This window comes from Streptomyces sp. VNUA24 (assembly GCF_029167005.1).
In the GTDB taxonomy this organism is placed as follows: Bacteria; Actinomycetota; Actinomycetes; order Streptomycetales; family Streptomycetaceae; genus Streptomyces; species Streptomyces scabiei.
Map to the genome: position 1 here is coordinate 5,470,364 of NZ_CP119143.1, position 15,679 is coordinate 5,486,042.

At 68.2% G+C, this 15,679-nt stretch carries 11 protein-coding genes and 4 pseudogenes; 4 read left to right on the forward strand and 11 right to left on the reverse strand.

Annotated features, from left to right (window positions below; all coding sequences use genetic code 11):
* Positions 1 to 258 precede the first annotated feature (258 nt).
* The 4 genes and pseudogenes from PYR72_RS23280 to PYR72_RS23295 form a co-directional block, all read right to left on the reverse strand.
* A complete protein-coding gene (locus tag PYR72_RS23280) occupies positions 259 to 675 on the reverse strand; it encodes a hypothetical protein (RefSeq protein ID WP_275457109.1) in 417 nt (138 codons plus the stop codon).
* A 130-nt stretch (positions 676 to 805) separates the two neighbouring features.
* Positions 806 to 1,789 (reverse strand): DNA-directed RNA polymerase subunit alpha, encoded by a 984-nt coding sequence (locus tag PYR72_RS23285; RefSeq protein ID WP_275457110.1) that lies wholly within the window; start codon positions 1,787 to 1,789, stop codon positions 806 to 808.
* Positions 1,790 to 2,493: 704 nt separating this feature from the next.
* Positions 2,494 to 2,729, reverse strand: a pseudogene (locus PYR72_RS23290) (hypothetical protein); the annotation flags it as partial.
* Between the two features lie 877 nt (positions 2,730 to 3,606).
* Positions 3,607 to 4,197: a DM13 domain-containing protein gene (locus PYR72_RS23295; protein WP_275457111.1), complete on the reverse strand. Its 591-nt coding sequence runs from the start codon at positions 4,195 to 4,197 to the stop codon at positions 3,607 to 3,609.
* A 222-nt stretch (positions 4,198 to 4,419) separates the two neighbouring features.
* On the opposite strand from PYR72_RS23295, the gene PYR72_RS23300 reads away from it, so the two are divergent.
* Positions 4,420 to 5,652: an alpha/beta fold hydrolase gene (locus PYR72_RS23300; RefSeq protein WP_275457112.1), complete on the forward strand. Its 1,233-nt coding sequence runs from the start codon at positions 4,420 to 4,422 to the stop codon at positions 5,650 to 5,652.
* 739 nt (positions 5,653 to 6,391) lie between these two features.
* Positions 6,392 to 6,856, forward strand: a complete 465-nt coding sequence (locus PYR72_RS23305) for a hypothetical protein (RefSeq protein WP_275457113.1) — start codon at positions 6,392 to 6,394, stop codon at positions 6,854 to 6,856.
* A 358-nt stretch (positions 6,857 to 7,214) separates the two neighbouring features.
* On the opposite strand, the gene PYR72_RS23310 is transcribed toward PYR72_RS23305, so the two are convergent.
* Positions 7,215 to 7,793, reverse strand: a complete 579-nt coding sequence (locus PYR72_RS23310) for a uracil-DNA glycosylase (RefSeq protein ID WP_275457114.1) — start codon at positions 7,791 to 7,793, stop codon at positions 7,215 to 7,217.
* Between the two features lie 309 nt (positions 7,794 to 8,102).
* Between PYR72_RS23310 and PYR72_RS23315 the strand changes: the two genes are divergently transcribed.
* Positions 8,103 to 8,636: a hypothetical protein gene (locus PYR72_RS23315; protein WP_275457115.1), complete on the forward strand. Its 534-nt coding sequence runs from the start codon at positions 8,103 to 8,105 to the stop codon at positions 8,634 to 8,636.
* Between the two features lie 314 nt (positions 8,637 to 8,950).
* Here PYR72_RS23315 and PYR72_RS23320 read toward each other — a convergent pair whose 3' ends face one another.
* From PYR72_RS23320 to PYR72_RS23335, 4 genes and pseudogenes are all read right to left on the reverse strand, one after another.
* Positions 8,951 to 10,177 carry an alpha/beta fold hydrolase gene (locus PYR72_RS23320; RefSeq protein ID WP_275457116.1) on the reverse strand — a complete coding sequence of 409 codons (1,227 nt, stop codon included), beginning with the start codon at positions 10,175 to 10,177 and terminating at the stop codon, positions 8,951 to 8,953.
* Positions 10,178 to 10,269: 92 nt separating this feature from the next.
* Positions 10,270 to 11,850, reverse strand: coding sequence for an AMP-binding protein (locus tag PYR72_RS23325; RefSeq protein ID WP_275457117.1), 1,581 nt, complete (start codon positions 11,848 to 11,850; stop codon positions 10,270 to 10,272).
* 1,083 nt (positions 11,851 to 12,933) lie between these two features.
* Positions 12,934 to 13,065 (reverse strand): annotated as a pseudogene (locus PYR72_RS23330) (IS110 family transposase); the annotation flags it as partial.
* Between the two features lie 424 nt (positions 13,066 to 13,489).
* Positions 13,490 to 13,916: pseudogene (locus PYR72_RS23335) on the reverse strand (site-specific integrase); the annotation flags it as partial.
* Positions 13,917 to 13,986: 70 nt separating this feature from the next.
* Here PYR72_RS23335 and PYR72_RS23340 point away from each other — a divergent pair.
* Positions 13,987 to 14,397, forward strand: a complete 411-nt coding sequence (locus tag PYR72_RS23340; RefSeq protein WP_275457118.1) for a hypothetical protein — start codon at positions 13,987 to 13,989, stop codon at positions 14,395 to 14,397.
* A 135-nt stretch (positions 14,398 to 14,532) separates the two neighbouring features.
* Here PYR72_RS23340 and PYR72_RS23345 read toward each other — a convergent pair.
* Positions 14,533 to 14,951, reverse strand: a pseudogene (locus PYR72_RS23345) (ATP-binding protein).
* 223 nt (positions 14,952 to 15,174) lie between these two features.
* Positions 15,175 to 15,651 (reverse strand): hypothetical protein, encoded by a 477-nt coding sequence (locus PYR72_RS23350; RefSeq protein ID WP_275457119.1) that lies wholly within the window; start codon positions 15,649 to 15,651, stop codon positions 15,175 to 15,177.
* Between the last annotated feature and the right edge of the window lie 28 nt (positions 15,652 to 15,679).

The window sequence follows — 15,679 nt, forward strand, 5'->3', positions numbered from 1 at the left end:
GCAGGAAGCGCACACCGCCACCGCGGTCGTCGCCTGATCGTCAGCGAGGCAGTCGTAGCACCGCATGATCACTCCCTGATTGTGCCGTCCCTCCCCGTCGAGGGACGGGTCCCCCACCGAACTGTTGGTGAACCCGCCGATCGGCCCCCTGGCTTCAGTCGAGCGGCCTTCTCCCGCGCTCACGGATTTTTCATCAGCCGCCGGGAGTGACGCTCACGTCACGCGCTCTCCTCGGTCGGTGCACTGGTTCTCCGGACGTCAGAGGTGCCCCGCCCGGAGGACCAGAGCGGTGGTGGATTCCGGCGCGATGCAGGGGAAACCGTGGGGTCCTGGCACCATCACCGAGCGGCCGTCCGGTGCCTGTCGTGCCGCTTCCTCGATCCAGCCGGGAGCGCGGGCCGACTGCCGGGCGCGGTCTGGCCGACGGTGACCGCTGTGGCGTGCCGGCCCTGGCCGTGCGAGCGCCTGCCAGGCCGCCCGCTGCCGCAGGCCGCTGCGGGCGGCGCCGTTGAGCGGTGGCTCGTTCCTCTTGCCCTGCCGGTGCTCGGTTCGGCCCGGGAACTGCGGCCGGCGCCCGAACGGCACGCCCGGCTTCTGCCGCGTCCGCCGGTGGCCGGGGCCGAGCTGCCGGCCGTCCGGCTGCCGGTCCCCGGGACACTCCACGGGTCGGGGCACTGGTGGAGGGTGCCGGATCCGGGCTCGCCGATCACCACGGTGGCAGAGCGGTGCCGCTGACGTCGGCGTCCTTCCCCCAGGCGTGCAACCATCTCTGCTCTCCGTCATCGCCGCATGTGAGACAAAGCCGTCAAGTTGACACACCCGCGCTTCCGTAGGTGGCGTGAGGTTCACCTTCGGGGCTGCCTTTGAAGGCCAGGCCCAGGCCGGCCACCTTCGCCTTGACCTCGTCGATGGACTTCGCACCGAAGTTGCGGATGTCGTGGAGGTCGGCCTCGGACAGGGCGACAAGCTCTTCCACGAGGTGGATGCCCTCGCGCTTGAGACAGTTGTACGACCGAACGGTGAGCCCCAGCTCCTCGATCGGCAGCACCGGGTCGGCGTCGAGGGCGGCGTCCGTGGGGGACGGACCCATGTCGATGCCCTCGGCGTCGATGTTCAGCTCACGGGCCAGACCGAACAGCTCGACCAGGGTCTTGCCTGCGGAGGCCATGGCGTCACGGGGACGCATGGCCTGCTTGGTCTCGACGTCGACGATCAGCTTGTCGAAGTCGGTGCGCTGCTCGACACGCGTGGCCTCGACCTTGTATGTGACCTTCAGAACCGGCGAGTAGATCGAGTCGACCGGGATACGGCCGATCTCCTGGCCCACCTGCTTGTTCTGCACGGCGGAGACGTAACCGCGACCGCGCTCGACCGTCAGCTCCATCTCCAGCTTGCCCTTGCCGTTGAGCGTGGCGAGGACCAGGTCGGGGTTGTGCACCTCGACGCTGCCCCGCAGAGCGACGTCGGCGGCGGTGACCAGACCCGGACCCTGTTTGCGCAGGTACATCACGACCGGCTCGTCGTCCTCCGAGGAGAAGACCACCTGCTTGATGTTGAGGATCAGGTCGGTGACGTCCTCCCTGACGCCGGGCACGGTGGTGAACTCATGCAGAACGCCGTCGATGCGGATGGACGTGACCGCCGCACCCGGGACGGACGACAAGAGGGTACGGCGGAGGGAATTGCCGAGGGCGTGACCGAAGCCCGGTTCCAGCGGCTCGATCACGAACCGGGAGCGGAACTCCTCGACGACCTCTTCGGTCAACGAGGGACGCTGGGCAATCAGCATGAGGTGAAGCCTCCGGCTATTCGGTGCCCACTGGCGGGCGTCATGGACATCAGAGCGTCGAAAATCTCTGGGTCTCCCTGAGGCTCATCGAGACCCCCGGTGGAAACGCGACCCGTGTCACACGCGCGACCCTTGCCGAGGCCGGATGCGGGCACCGTCCGGACACTCAGGCCGAGAGAACCGATGATCCCGCCGCCGTTGTCGGCGAGTAGACGGCCGGCAGCCGGCCCAGCTCCCTCGGAGAGGGAGGCGGAAACGGGCATTTCGAGAGGGAGGGTCCGGCGGGGGCTTGGAGTCGATGCTCGATCCCGCCACCCATTCAGGGACTGGCGAAACGTGTGCATGGTCGGCCCCCTTTGGCTCCCGGCACCCCTACTCCCTCTCACGTCAAGAGCTTTGCATGATGCAAAATAGCATGGCGGCGTCAGGCGCCACCTGGGCGCGCAGATGCGGCGGGAGCCCTGTGAACGCTGCGGTGCAGGTCCGGTCGGGCCGGGGCACACGGGAAAGGCGGCAGCCCGTCCAGCGAGCTGTTCCGGAAGGCGCATGACGTGGAGGGCAATGATCGGCGCCGTCGGCGTCCGTCTCCCACGGGGCCATCGCGCTCCCCAGGACGACGCCGGTCAGCGGCTCGACCCGTCTGCGGGACGGTGACGAGGAGCTACTGCCGGCGGGCGGGGACACCGAGCACCGCGGCGGCCAGTTCACCACCGGGTGACCGCGGCTCCGGCCGAGGACGCGAGGCGGGCCGAGCACTCCAGCAGTGGGACGTGCACGAGCGCCTGCGGGAGGTTCCCACACAGCTGGGGCGCTGTGTGACGTCGCGCTCCTCGGCGAACAGACCGGCCGGGCCGCACGCCGAGCACGTCCTCTCGAACCAGCGCACCGCCCTGGCCTCCTGGCCCTCCACCTGGGTGGCCAAGGCCATCGACGGACAGACGTCCGCTGCGGGAAGAGCGTCCCGCCCGCGGGCAGTCGACGGACCGTTCGCGTTGGTCTCGACCAGCGCATCGAGCTTCCCTCGCGAGCCGACCGGATGGCCCCGGTTTCCGCTCCGAAACGAGTCACACGATCGAACAGGGCGACCGATCCACGCGCCGCCGCGACGTTGAGTGATCATTTGATCGCACTCCCCCATGGGCCTTTCCGCAGGGCTCGGTCACATGGGTACCGATCATCCACCGATCGCCAGACCGGCACTTGGTGGAAGTCTGAGGCTTCTCTGAGGAGAGTTACTGACTTCGGCTCGTCAGGGTGACACTGGTTCGTCGAGGGCCAGGCCGGTGCCCGCCATGAAGCGCACACCGCCACCGCGGTCGTCGCGTGATCGCCAACGAGGCAGTCGTAGCACTGCGTGATCACTCCCCGACTCCGCCGTCCACCTCTCGGGACACGGGTCCCCCACCGACCGATCTGTGAACCGTCGATCGGACCCCTTGCGACAGGCGACCGGCCTTCCTCTCGCCACGAGCACGGCCTTCTTCCTCTCGGCCCCCGACAGCTCTCACGCCATTGCCAGGCCGACGACGTCGACCAGAACGGTGGTGGCATTCGGTGCGGCACGGAGAAGAACCGTGGACTCCTGGCGGGTCGCCAAGCGGCCGTCCGGCACCTATAGGCCACCTGTTCGATACGGCCGGGCGGACAGCTCCCTCCCCACCACCGTGCCGAAGCCGCCATGGACGAGGTGACCGGCGTCGACGTGCCGGCCACGACGCGTCCGATCCGTCAGATGCATCCGATCCGTCAGACGCAGTCGCGCACGGTGGAGGCCGGCTCACGGCACATGGTGCTCATCGCCTCCGGCGCGCGGTCCGTCACACCCGGGCGAGCTCCGCGGCGCCGAACGAGACGTCGAACCGGTCGCACCAGATGCTGACGCTGCTGAACCGGGCCGGGTCGACATCCGCAGGAAGGGGGTAGTTCTGACTGCCTTTGTTGCCCTTCAGCCTGCCGAGGCTGACGTACTCCCCGTCGTCGAAGACATGCCACCCCGCACGGCCCTCCTTCACCGGCGCGCCGGTCAGCCAGACACGGAGGTCCGGCCCGTTGCTGGTGTCGAGGTTCTCCAGCCGTACGACATGAGAGCCGTCGGCGAGCCGCACGAGTTTCACCGCGCCGGAAGTGGTGTGCTCATGGCTGATCAGCTCACCACCGGCCAACGTCTCCGGCCCGGCGGGCGCCGACGCGGACGGTGCCGGTGAACCGGTCGGCGAGGTCGCTCCGGGCCCACCCTTCTCAGGCGCCGCAGAGGGTTCCACGGCACCCGGCAGAGCCTCCGTGACCGTCCGGTCCTGCCACAGCTTCCACGGCTGGAACCAGTACGACCCCAAGCCGACGGCCACGACCGCTACAACCAAGACCCCGACCGCCCATGGCCTGGCCAACACGGCCCGTACCCGCCCCATCGCGTTCCTCCTTCGGAGAGTCTCTCGCCCCACCACGCCATTCAACGCAACGGCCGACGGTCTCGGGCCCTTGTGCAGATGACAGAACGCTTACGGTTCGCGTCTGCCAGGGTGTTCCCGATCCGGCCTCCTGCCGGCGCGACGCATGCCACCGCCGCCACGACGACACACCCGGGGTTCGCTCATATGTACGCCGACACAGGGGAGTTGTACGCTGCAAAGGTGCAGGGGGACAAGCATCGCTTCGGGGAATACGAGCTGGACACAGCTCTGCACCAGCTCCATCGGGCCGGTGAACCGGTCCATGTCGAGCCTCGGGCCCTGGATCTGCTGTGTCACCTCGTCGTCCACCGGGACCGTGTGGTCCCGAAGACCGAGTTGCTCGACGAGGTGTGGGGTGACCGCTTCGTCAGCGAGGCCGCCCTCACCACGGCGCTACGGACCGCTCGGCTGGCCGTGGAGGACACGGGCAGCCGACAACAGGTGATCCGCACAGTGCACCGGCGGGGCTACCAGTTCGTGGCCGCGACGACGGTCGTCGACGGTGGCCCGTCCAGGGGCTCCGGCCAGGAGGCCGACGAACGGCCGGCACCGGCCGACCGACCGAGCGGCGCCGACCGCCAGACCATCCGGTTCTGCCGGGCCGGTGACGGCACACGCATCGCCTATGCCGCCGTCGGCTCGGGCCCACCCCTGCTCAAGGCGGCCAACTGGATGTCCCATCTCGATCTGGAGTGGACGACCCCGGTGTGGTCGCACTGGCTGAAGGGGCTCGCCCGCAACCACCGGCTGATCCGCTACGACGAGCGCGGGTGCGGCCTCTCCGACTGGGTGGTGCCGGGCTTCACGTTCGAGGACTGGGTCGACGACCTGGAGACCGTGGTCGAGGCCGCGGGGCTCGACAGGTTCCCGCTGCTCGGGGTGTCGCAGGGCGGTGCGGTGGCGGTCGCCTATGCCGTACGCCATCCGGAGCGGGTCAGCCGGCTGATCCTCGCCGGGGCCTACGCCCGAGGACGGCAGGTCCGGTCCCGAACCGAGACCGAGAGCGCCGAGGCGGCCCTCGACCTGGATGTCGCCCGGGTGGGATGGATCCACCAGGACCCCAGATTCCTGCGGGTCTTCGCCTCCCAGTTCCTGCCCGACGGCACACCGGAGGACTGGGACGAGTTCACCGCCTTCCAGCGGCGGACGACCTCGCCCGCCAACGGGGTCCGTTTCCTTGAGGAGTTCGCCAGGATCGACGTGTCCGACATCGCCCACCAAGTGGCCTGTCCGACGCTGATCCTCCACTCCCGCGACGACGAGCGCGTGCCGGTGTCCCAGGCCAATGAGCTGGCCGCTCTCGTTCCCGACAGTCGGCTGGTCCTGCTCAAGAGCCGCAGCCACCTGCTCACCGCGTTCGAACCGGCCTGGGACGAGTTCCTGTCGCACATCGACGCCTTCCTGGCCGAGTGAGCCGCGTGGCCTGAGCATCCGGCGGCCGTGGAGTCGCCAGGCTGGGCACGCGCTCCTTCCACGGGCGGATGGGGCGACGGACAGCCGCCAGGACCCCGACGCCAGAGACCGCGTCATCAGAGACTCGGGCCGACGCGGTCCGTCTGGCGGCCTGGCGCACCGGGGCGCGGAAGTCGCAGAAGTCAGCGGCCGCGATCTTCCCTGGTGACGATGGCATCCGAGTCTCCCCGCGCCGTGCCCGGGCTGCCGGAGGTCACTCAGCCTCGGCAGCCGGGCAGGCCCACGCCGACCTGCGGACGGGCTCGACGCCAAGCGTCGACCCGCCCGTGCAGCACGTGCTGTGAGCTGTGACGGGCTGGTCGACGGTGAGGGTGAGTGATCAACCCGCGCCGTGGGCAGATTGCGGCGATCTCCGGTTGTCTGCTCGCCGGGGTTCGGTGTCGCGGCCCGCAGCGCGCACAGGGGACATTTCCCGTGGCCTCGCACACTCCGTTCGCCTCCAATTCGCCGGACCTGGTGCTCACGCACGCCTCATCAACCCGGCTCGCCGACTGAGGGAAGCGCCCTCAGCCCGTCCTCAGACATGCCCTCAGACGAGCCTCAGACCTCCACCAAGCCTTGGCCCGCCGACGGGCCGGATGCTTGAGCGGTGCCGGGCCGAGGAGCGGTCGTAAGGACATCTCCCCCAGCCCGGCACTCACCTCCGACACGGGGCACACACGAGAGAGAAGGACAGAAGATGCGACTCGACACCACCAGGACGTCCGGCAAGGCCCGGAGTCACCGGGGGCTGGCGCTGCTGATCGCGACGGGTGCCGGGCTGGGCTCCCTGCTGCTGGGAACGGTTCCCGCGCACGCCAACGCCACCACCAAGCACGTCGCCGCGGACGGCATGTCGGTCCAGTTCAAGACGAGCGACAGCAGCAAGGACGTGCGGGGCGACATCACGTTCACCGTGAACGCGGACGGCAACTGGAGGATCGACGCCGACGCGACCAACCCGCGGCCCGCGGGCCGCAACGTCCACTGGGTCTGTGACCTGTCGTGGGACGCGGCGGACGTCCGGCACTCGACCGGCACGAAGTGGGTGCCCCGCAAGTCGACGCGCTCCCTGACCGCGGCGGCGTACGACCCCTTCGTCCAGGCGGACTTCGCCACCATCGCCGCCCGCGGGACGGCCGACTGCGACATCGTCATCGGCTAGTCGCACACCGTTCGCGCAGGTCGGCCCGACAAGCACACCGGCGTCCGTGAAGTCGTCCGCGACTTCACGGACGTCATGTCAGAAACGCCATGGGGAACCCAACGTAACCCGTGATGAGCGCGCTCACCATGGTTGCGGCGATCGCAGTGATCAGTTCGCCGTCTGTGGATGGGGAGGGCCGGCCGCCCGCGGGGAGGCGCAGGTGTGCCGCCGACCGAGACGCGGCTGCGGGTCCGGCGGGTGGTGGTCTCAGGGAGGAACGGAGCTCTACAATTGGCGGCTTTGCCACCTCCCCCGGCGCCACCCCTCGCCCATGGGTCAGCCGATCCACGGCCCGGTCCGGGCCTGCCGGGCGACCTCATCTCTGTCCGTCCTTCTCGCGGAGCACGTCGCCGACGGTCTGGCAGGAGTCGACTCTGTGTCGTGCGCGGCGGGTGCGTTCATCCGGGTCTCGCACGAAGAGGGCCTGCCGTCCCGGGTGATAGGTGCTGACCACCTTCGGACTCCGTTCACGGACGACTCCTGGGTGTGTCTTGAGCAGGCGGCGCCACGCGTCCTGTGCTTCGCCTCCCTGGAGAAGCACGACCTCGACCTTCGTCATCAACCCCAGCAGCTGCTTCAGCACCTCGACGCCGGCCTGAAGCTCGGCCGCCTTCGGCGAGCGGTTGATGTACCAGGGGTAGGCGTTCCAGGGAGTGACGTCTCCCGGCGCGATGCCCGCCCCCTCGAAGAGCTGGACCTGAAGCTCCGCTGTCGGATCGTCGTTCTCCACGCACAGAAATCCGGAGCCGACCCCGTCCTGCGTCTTGGGGCCCGGGTCCCGCAGGACCGACAGGGCGCGCGCCTCCACTCCCCCGTGCCAGGGGGCGACGTGCGGCATCCAGCCACGCCCGTCCTGGTCGCGCAAGGCGTCGACCATCTCGTTGATCGGACGCACGTGAGGGGCATAGCGCCCCTGCTCCTGCTCTGTCCGGAACGCCTCGTCCCGCATTCGTCTCGCCATATCTCCTCCACCGCCGGCTCACACCGTCGCGGGGACCCTACCGGTCACGTCTGACACTGCGGACTGCTCGATCGACCCTGCCCGCACATGCCGGAGGACGAGTAGCGCAAGCTCGCGACAGAGGGGTGGGCGGCTCTGCTGTCGGCAGGAAGTCCCGAGTTCGCAGAGAGCCACACGCCAGCTGGCCGTAGCGGTACGAGAACAGGGCTGGGACTGTCAGTCGCCCCTGGCACGATGGCCGGCATGAGCCCGACACCAGAGCTGACGCAGAGAACCCTGACCGTACGCGGCTTCCGCGGCTTCGTGCCGTTCCGGGAGCTGCCCAGCAGCAACGTTCCCACCGGGCACGGAATCTACGTGGTGATCCGCACGGACACCTCACCCCCGTCGTTCCTACCCGCGAGCCCTGCCGGACATCTCAAAGGCCGCGACCCATCCGTGACGGCTGACAAGCTCGGCGATGCCTGGGTGGACGGAGCAACGGTCGTGTACATCGGCAAGGCCGCAGGCCAGGACGGACTGAGTCAGAGGCTTGCCGACTACCGCCGCCACGGCACCGGCCTGCTGGCCGGCCACTGGGGCGGACGCTACATCTGGCAGCTGGCCGACTCGGACGCACTGCTCGTCGCCTGGCGGCCGATGACCGAGGACGACGCGGGTGAGGCCGAGCAGGATCTGATCGACGAGTTCAAAGAGCTCCACGGAGGAGCTCTGCCCTTCGCCAACCTCCGGAACAACGCGCGAAGGACGCCGGAGGCGGACACCACCATCGACTGAGCCCGGTCACCCTGTACCGCCCAGGGACCACGCGTCGATGCCGGCCGCGGCTCCTTGACGTTCAGGAAGACGAGCGCGACCCCCATCGAGCTGCCCTGCTGGTTCATCAAGATCATCTCGTGGCGGCTTTGGGGGCCCTTGGCCGACATACCCGAGAGCCTCGGGTGCTTGCCCCGGACGGCGACGGCCTGAGCGACCGCCACGCTTACCGGAGTGCGGACCGAGATCCGCACTCAGTCGCCGAAACAGCCGATACAACCGAGCGCCGCGCCCTGCGGGGCCCTCCCGTCGTCGTGGGCGTCCCATGAGCCGGACTACTCGGAGAGAAAGTTGTAGAGATGGGTGAGGAAGGTCGGCCAGACCGGGTCGTCCGCGGTGAACAGGTGGTTGCGGCTGTCGAGCAGGACCAGTCGGCTGTCGGGGATGAGCGTGGCCAGTTCCAGTGCCTGTGCGACAGGAACGCGCGGGTCGTCACGTGAGTGGATGATCAGCGTCGGGCAGGTCACGTCGTGAGCGATGCCGGAGACGTCGATGCGGGTGAACTCCTCCAGGAAGCGCAGGCCGTTGGCGACCGAGGTCGTCTGCCGCTGGTAGGCGGCGAACGCGTCCCACTCCGCGGGAGTGGCGTCGGCGAGGAACTGGGAGGCGAAGTAGCGCACGAAGCTGCTGCTGTCCTGCGAACGCCATCCGGCGCGGGCGATGTCGAGGTCGACCTCGGCGGCGTCGCGCTCGGCGGCACTGCCCGCACGGATCTGCTGCCCCCGGGCATAGGCGGAGGTGAGGATCAGGTGGCTGACCCGCTCGGGGCGAAGCGCGGCGTAGGCGACCGCCACCGCGCCGCCCTGGGACACCCCGAGCAGGGGGAAGCGGTCGAGGCCGGCGGCATCGGCCACGGAGTCGAGGTCGGCGACCAGGTCGTCGAGCGTGAAGCTGCCCATGTCCCATGAGGAGAGGCCGCAACCCCGCTCGTCGTAGCGGACGAGTTGCCGACCGCGGGTGAGGCCGTCGAACCAGTGCGCCCACATCGGATTGGTCCGGTCAAGGTCGAGGTGGGTCAGCCAGTTGGCGGTCTTCACCAGCGGCGGCCCCTCTCCGGTGAGCGCGTAGGCGATACGGGTGCCGTCGGCGGACCGGCAGAACCGGATGACCTCGTGATCCGCCTCCACCACCGCCGGAACGCCGGGGGCCGGGGACGTGGCGGCCGGAGCGGCGGAAGCCACCGTCGTCCGCGCGACGAACCGATGGCCGCGCGGGAGCATGGTGCGGATCAACTGCTGTCGTGTGTCGCTGTCACCGATCGCGAGACGGGCCGAGCGCAGCGATGCGGCGAGTGCGGCGCCGCTGACCTCGCCGGCCTTCTGTCCGCGCCCCATCCTGTCGCGCAGTTCTTCTTCCGGCACGACGCGGCCACGGTGCTCGACCAAGTAGCACAGCAGTTCCAGGGCTTGGGGCTCGACCTCGACCCGTCGTCCGTCATGGCTGAGTCGACGGCGGCCCGCGTCCAGCGCGTACTGCCCGAATCGGTAAACCGCGCTGTCCACACGAAAACTTTACAACGTCTTTTTATCTCATGGGAGTTGGGCGCGCGCCCCAAGTCCGACCCGAACGCCGGGTCCGCGTGCAGGGGCTCCGTTCAGGAACCCGCCGGCTCCCGTTCCCGCAGTCGGCGCCGCAGGATCTTCCCCGAGGCCGCCTTCGGTACGGCCTCGATGAACTCGACCCGGCGGATCCTCTTGTACGGGGCGACCTGGCCCTCGACGTGGGCCATCACCTCGGCAGCGGATATCGGCACCCCGGTCATGGGCACCACGAACGCCTTCGGTATCTCGTTGCCCTCCTCGTCGTCGACTCCGATCACGGCCGCGTCGGCGATACCGGGATGCTGCACCAGGATGGCTTCGAGCTCGGCCGGCGCCACCTGGTACCCCTTGTACTTGATGAGTTCCTTGACCCGGTCGACGATGAACCAGTTCCCGTCCTCGTCGACCCGGCCGATGTCACCGGTGTGCAGCCAGCCATCGGCGTCGACGGTCGCGTCGGTGTCCTCCGGCCGCCCGAAGTAGCCCTTCATGACCTGCGGCCCGCGGATCCACACCTCGCCCGGCTCGCCCTCCGCCACGTCCTGACCGGTCTCGGGATCGACCAGACGTGCCTGCGTCGACGGGAGCAGATGCCCCACGCAGGCGACGGGCTCGTCCCGGTTGCCGTCGGCATGGATGTGCGAGGCGGGGGACAGCTCGGTCATGCCGTACGCCTGCCCGACCTCCACCCTCAGCCGGTCGGCCACCGCCGCCTGCAGTCCCGCGTCGAGCGGCGCCGCCGCGCAGATGACGCGCCGCAGGTGCGACAGGTCCAGTTTCCCGACCGCGGGGTGCTTGGCCAGCGCGAGCATCACCGGCGGGGCGACGTAGGCGTGGGTGATGCGGTCGCGCTCCAGGCTGGTCAGGAACGCGTCGAGATCGAACCGGGCGTGGACGTACACGGTCGCGCCACGGCGCAGCGCGTTGTTGACCAGCGCGGTCAGCCCGAAGATGTGGAAGAAGGGCAGAATCGCAATGACACGGTCGTTCTCGTCGACCCGATGCAGCCCGTTCAACTGTTCGAGATTGGTGCACAGGTTACGGTGGGTCAGCATCACGCCCTTGGGTACGCCCGTCGTTCCACTCGAATAGGGCAGCACGGCGACGTCCACGGCCGGATCGGTCGAGAACGCGGGCACGGTGCCGTCGTTCAGCAACCCGAGCACCGATCGATACCCGTCCGCCTTGTCACAGACCAGGATCTCCATGTCCCGGCCCGTCTGCCGCCGGACCAGCTCGACCGCGGCCCGCGCCGTCTCGACCAGCGGCGACACGCTCACCATCAGCCGCGCTTCGGCATCGATCAGCTGCTTGGCGATCTCGGCGGGCGTGGCCAGCGGCGACAGTGTGGTCACCGTTCCGCCCGCGGCGGTGACCGCGTAGAGGACCACGGGGAACAGGACGGTGTTCGGCGAGTGCAGCGCGACCACGTCCCCCTTGCCGATGCCCTCGGCGGCGAGGCCCGCCGCGAGCCCACGGACCAGCGCGACCAGTTCGGCGTACGTCACCGTTCGTCCACTGGACACGTCCACCAAGGCCGGCCGGGTTCCACGCCCCGAGGCTTCACCGAGCACCCACTCGTGGAGGGGGCGATCGGTGACGGCGACATCCGGGTACTTGCTCCTGAAGATCATGACGACTCCGTATCTCCGTATCTCGGTGTCTCTGTTTGTTACGCCGATGGGAACGGCCGGTGGCACTGAGCGGAGCGACAACGCTCTGATGTCGGCACCGGGCCTGCCGACGCGTGTCGCTCCAACTCGGCCCCAGGGCCGGACGGACCGGGACCGCTCGATGGTCGCGCCCGACTCCGCATCGCGGCTTGGTGGAACTCTGAGGCTTTTCTGAGGAGAAGCCGAGAGCGGACTCGACAGCCCCGCGGTCACCGCGGTGAACATCGGCCACCTCGCCTGCAGGCCCTCCAAGTGAGGCTGCCCGCAACCGGCTTGAAGGGTCCGTGTTTACACAGTCCGGGCCGGAGTCCGCGCCGTCTGACCGGGTGTCTTGTCGGTGGAGGCTTGGCATGATGCGCGGCCATGGGAGCGAGAGACGACAGCGACGAGGCGTAAGTGGTCGGCCTGTGCGAGCGGATCCTCGGTGAGCCGGCGCTGACCCAGCACCGGTTCGACTGGCTGTTGGGGACCCCGGCGCGAGCGGGCGGCGAGCCAAACTGCCGGTCGACGCGTACTGGCCCGGGCACCGGCTCGTCGTCGAATACCGGGAGCTGCAGCACGACCAGCCGATGCCTCACTTCGACAAGCCGGACAAGCTCACCGTCAGCGGCATGCATCGGGGCGCACAACGGACGCTGTACGACACGCGCCGTGACACCGAGATCCCCGCACAGGGTCTTCGGCTGGTCGTGATCCGCCCGGCCGACCTCGACGCGGACGGCCGAGGACGACTGCGCCGCAACCAGGACACCGATCTCGCGGCCCTGCGGAGAATCCTGGCCCGGGACAGCAACGAGGACAGGGTCTGCGAGGTGTTCCGTTCCTGGTTGCTGACGGAGGGCTGGACCCTGGTCGACCCCGCCGACCGCTGGACGGATGTCGAAGCGGTGCGAGACGACGAGCGGTTGATCTGCGAGGCGCCAAGGGGCGCACCAGCGAGAAGGGGATCGACTCCGATATCGCGAGCACCCCGGTTAACGTCTGAGCGCCTGATGCGTCCTGGGGCAGGACCAGCGGTGACCAGGCGCGCTGCTCGTCGAACGGCTACCGGGCCTTCAGACAGTGATGGAGCTGGCCGAGTAAGCGGTTGAGCAGGTGGCGCAGGGCGGCGTTGTGCCAGTCACCGTGTTCGCGTCGGCGCCGGTAGTGGGAGTTCACCCCCGGGGAAACTCGTACGCCTCCTGCGCGAGGACGATCCGGTGCGCGCGGTCGAGGAGTACGGGCGAAGGACGGCATCAAGGCCACGCCGGCCAACGGTCTGAACCCCTCCTCCGCAGCCGTGTGCACTCGCGATGAGACTGCTTGAGCGGATAGCGGGCCGCTCCACACCAGAGGCGACTACCAGCTTGCTGCCGCGATATCCCGCTGCTCCACGATGTCGTGCCCATAGCGTGCCCGTACGGGCGGGCAACCACGGTCAACAGCGGTCCAATCCGCCCGAGGCGACCGCTCCAAGGAACGACATCTGTGCAGGTCAGAGCCGTAACGCCCACTCAAGCGCCGTCGCTTCCCAAGCTGAGAGCGCGAGTTCGATTCTCGTCACCCGCTCCATGAAGAAGGCCCAGGTCAAAGACCTGGGCCGTTTTGCTGTCCGCTGCGATCACTCGTCGCGTGCCAGATTCGTGCCAGAACGCCCGTCGGGCTCCTTCTCCCTGGCAGCGCCCCGCGCCTTCCGCACGGTGGCGTCCAGCCCGGCAGCGACCTCTTCTTGCCGCTCGTCGTCGGAGTGCTGGTAGATCAGCGCCGCCTTCTGCGAGGACTGCCCGGCGCGAACCATGGTGTCTTTGAGCGTGGCCCCGGAGCGCGTGGAGAGCATGTGCCCCGTGTGCCGGAGATCGCAGAACCGGAATCCCTCCGCCATCCCGACGGCCTCACGTGCCTTCCGCCACTTCCGCCACTTCCGCCCGAAGGCGCTGCGCCGGAAGGGAGCGCCTTTCTCCCCTACGAAGATCAGCCCGTGGGCCCGGCTCGGCATAGCTCTCCAGGCGCCAGGGGAGCTCCCGGCAGAGGAACGCGGGAAGAATCACAGTGGCGACCAACGAGCGCGATCGACGACGCAAGCGCACCATGAACCCAGGCAGCAGAGGAGGGCGCGCCATGGATGACCCACACCGCGCTCAAGAGCCGCAGTCATGGGGCCCCCGCAACTCACAGGGGCCCGCCCCATCACCGAACGTGCGGTCAGCGCCACCACAAAGCCCCCTACCCAACAGCCCCTATCAAGGTCAGCCGGCACCCCGGCCCAAGAAGCAACGCCGTGTCTTTCTGTGGCTCTTCCTGGCCATCCAGATCCTGTTCCTGATCTGGGTGATCACGGGCGCCGCAAGCGGCAGTGGCACTCCCGAAGAGTGCCAAGGCCAGACCGGTGACGCCTTGCAGCTGTGCGAGGACGCGAGCGATGTAGGGACCACCATCGGCGTGGGACTCATCATCGGCCTCTGGGCAGCCGTCGACGTCATCCTCGGCTTCTCATATGTGGTCTACCGACTCGCCAGTCGACGCACTTGAGACAAGCCATCACAGTCGGCAGCAGGCGACCCGCGGCTCAGGGAAACCGGTAAGTGTCTTCGAGTCCCTGACGATCAGCGGCCAGCACCACCGCCGTGAACGCCGCCGCCTGTCGAGATTGGCCAAGTCAACTGGTCAACCAGAACAGCGACGAATCTGTGCACCGAAGCCACTGGCTCCTGAGTGCCATGACTCCGCGATCGAATCGACGGCAGCAGGCCGCGACCGTGCGCGTCGTTGGCATCGGGACGCCGAAGCCGTACGTTCGCCGGAAAGCCAGGGTTGTGCACCTCGACGCCGAGTGAGGTTTCCGCCCTGAACCACTCCACCCGCACGACCCACGGGTCTTCGGCCCGCCCGTAGCGGATGGCGTCGGTGACCAGTTCCGAGATCATCAGCACGCAGTCCTCGACCGAGCAGGCCGAGTTGTACGGGGCGATGAACTTCCGGAACCAGCGTCGAGCCCGGGGAACGGACTCCAGGGACGGATGCAGCGTCATCGCTCCGAGTCGCGGTGAGTCCCCAGAGGGGTAACGGACGATCCTGTAAGCCATCCGCGCTCACTCCTTGCCGCTGCCGTCGCAGTCGAGGCAGCGCCGCTTCGATGTGGCACGCGTGCGTCGGCGACGGCGGAGAGCGCCAGGGACGTGCGTGAACCGACACGCTTCCAGCCGCGCCCTCGGCAATCCCGACAAGGTAAGTGCGCTCCCTGGTCCGGAGGCAACGGACGGTGCGGTAGGTGAGAGCAGGCTGAGTGAAGCGTCGCCGAGGAAAGACCTAATGAAGATCTGCTAGAGCCGGCCACCAATTAGGATGTTCGCCAATCAGGGACCGCACGGCAGGACTGTTATCCAAGATGAATCTACTGTAGTCACTCCAACCCTCATGCGATACCGTTCCCGGAATCCGACTGGTGACATTTAGGCCATCCGTAAGCATGTCGGCAAACAGTTCTGCAAACAGAAGGACTTTTTCGCGCTCTTCCCCTGAATCCGGACAGGGCTTGTTGTCGTAGAAATATGCCCTCATGCCAGGGTGATCCATCATCTTGAAATAAATCTCACGCAGGCTCTGTATCGTGTGGTCCAGCCCGTGAGCGGCATTCAAAGTATTGGAAGCCAGCACCTGCTCCGAGACATGCTTGGTCTGCTTCGCCAGGAGCAGCAAAGAAAGGATCAACCCTAGAAGACCACCAACTGCTGTGACTGCTGTGAGCACGTCGCCCCCCGACAAATCAACCTCGGGCCCCAGCATGCCTTACTGGATGGCGCCAGTCACCATC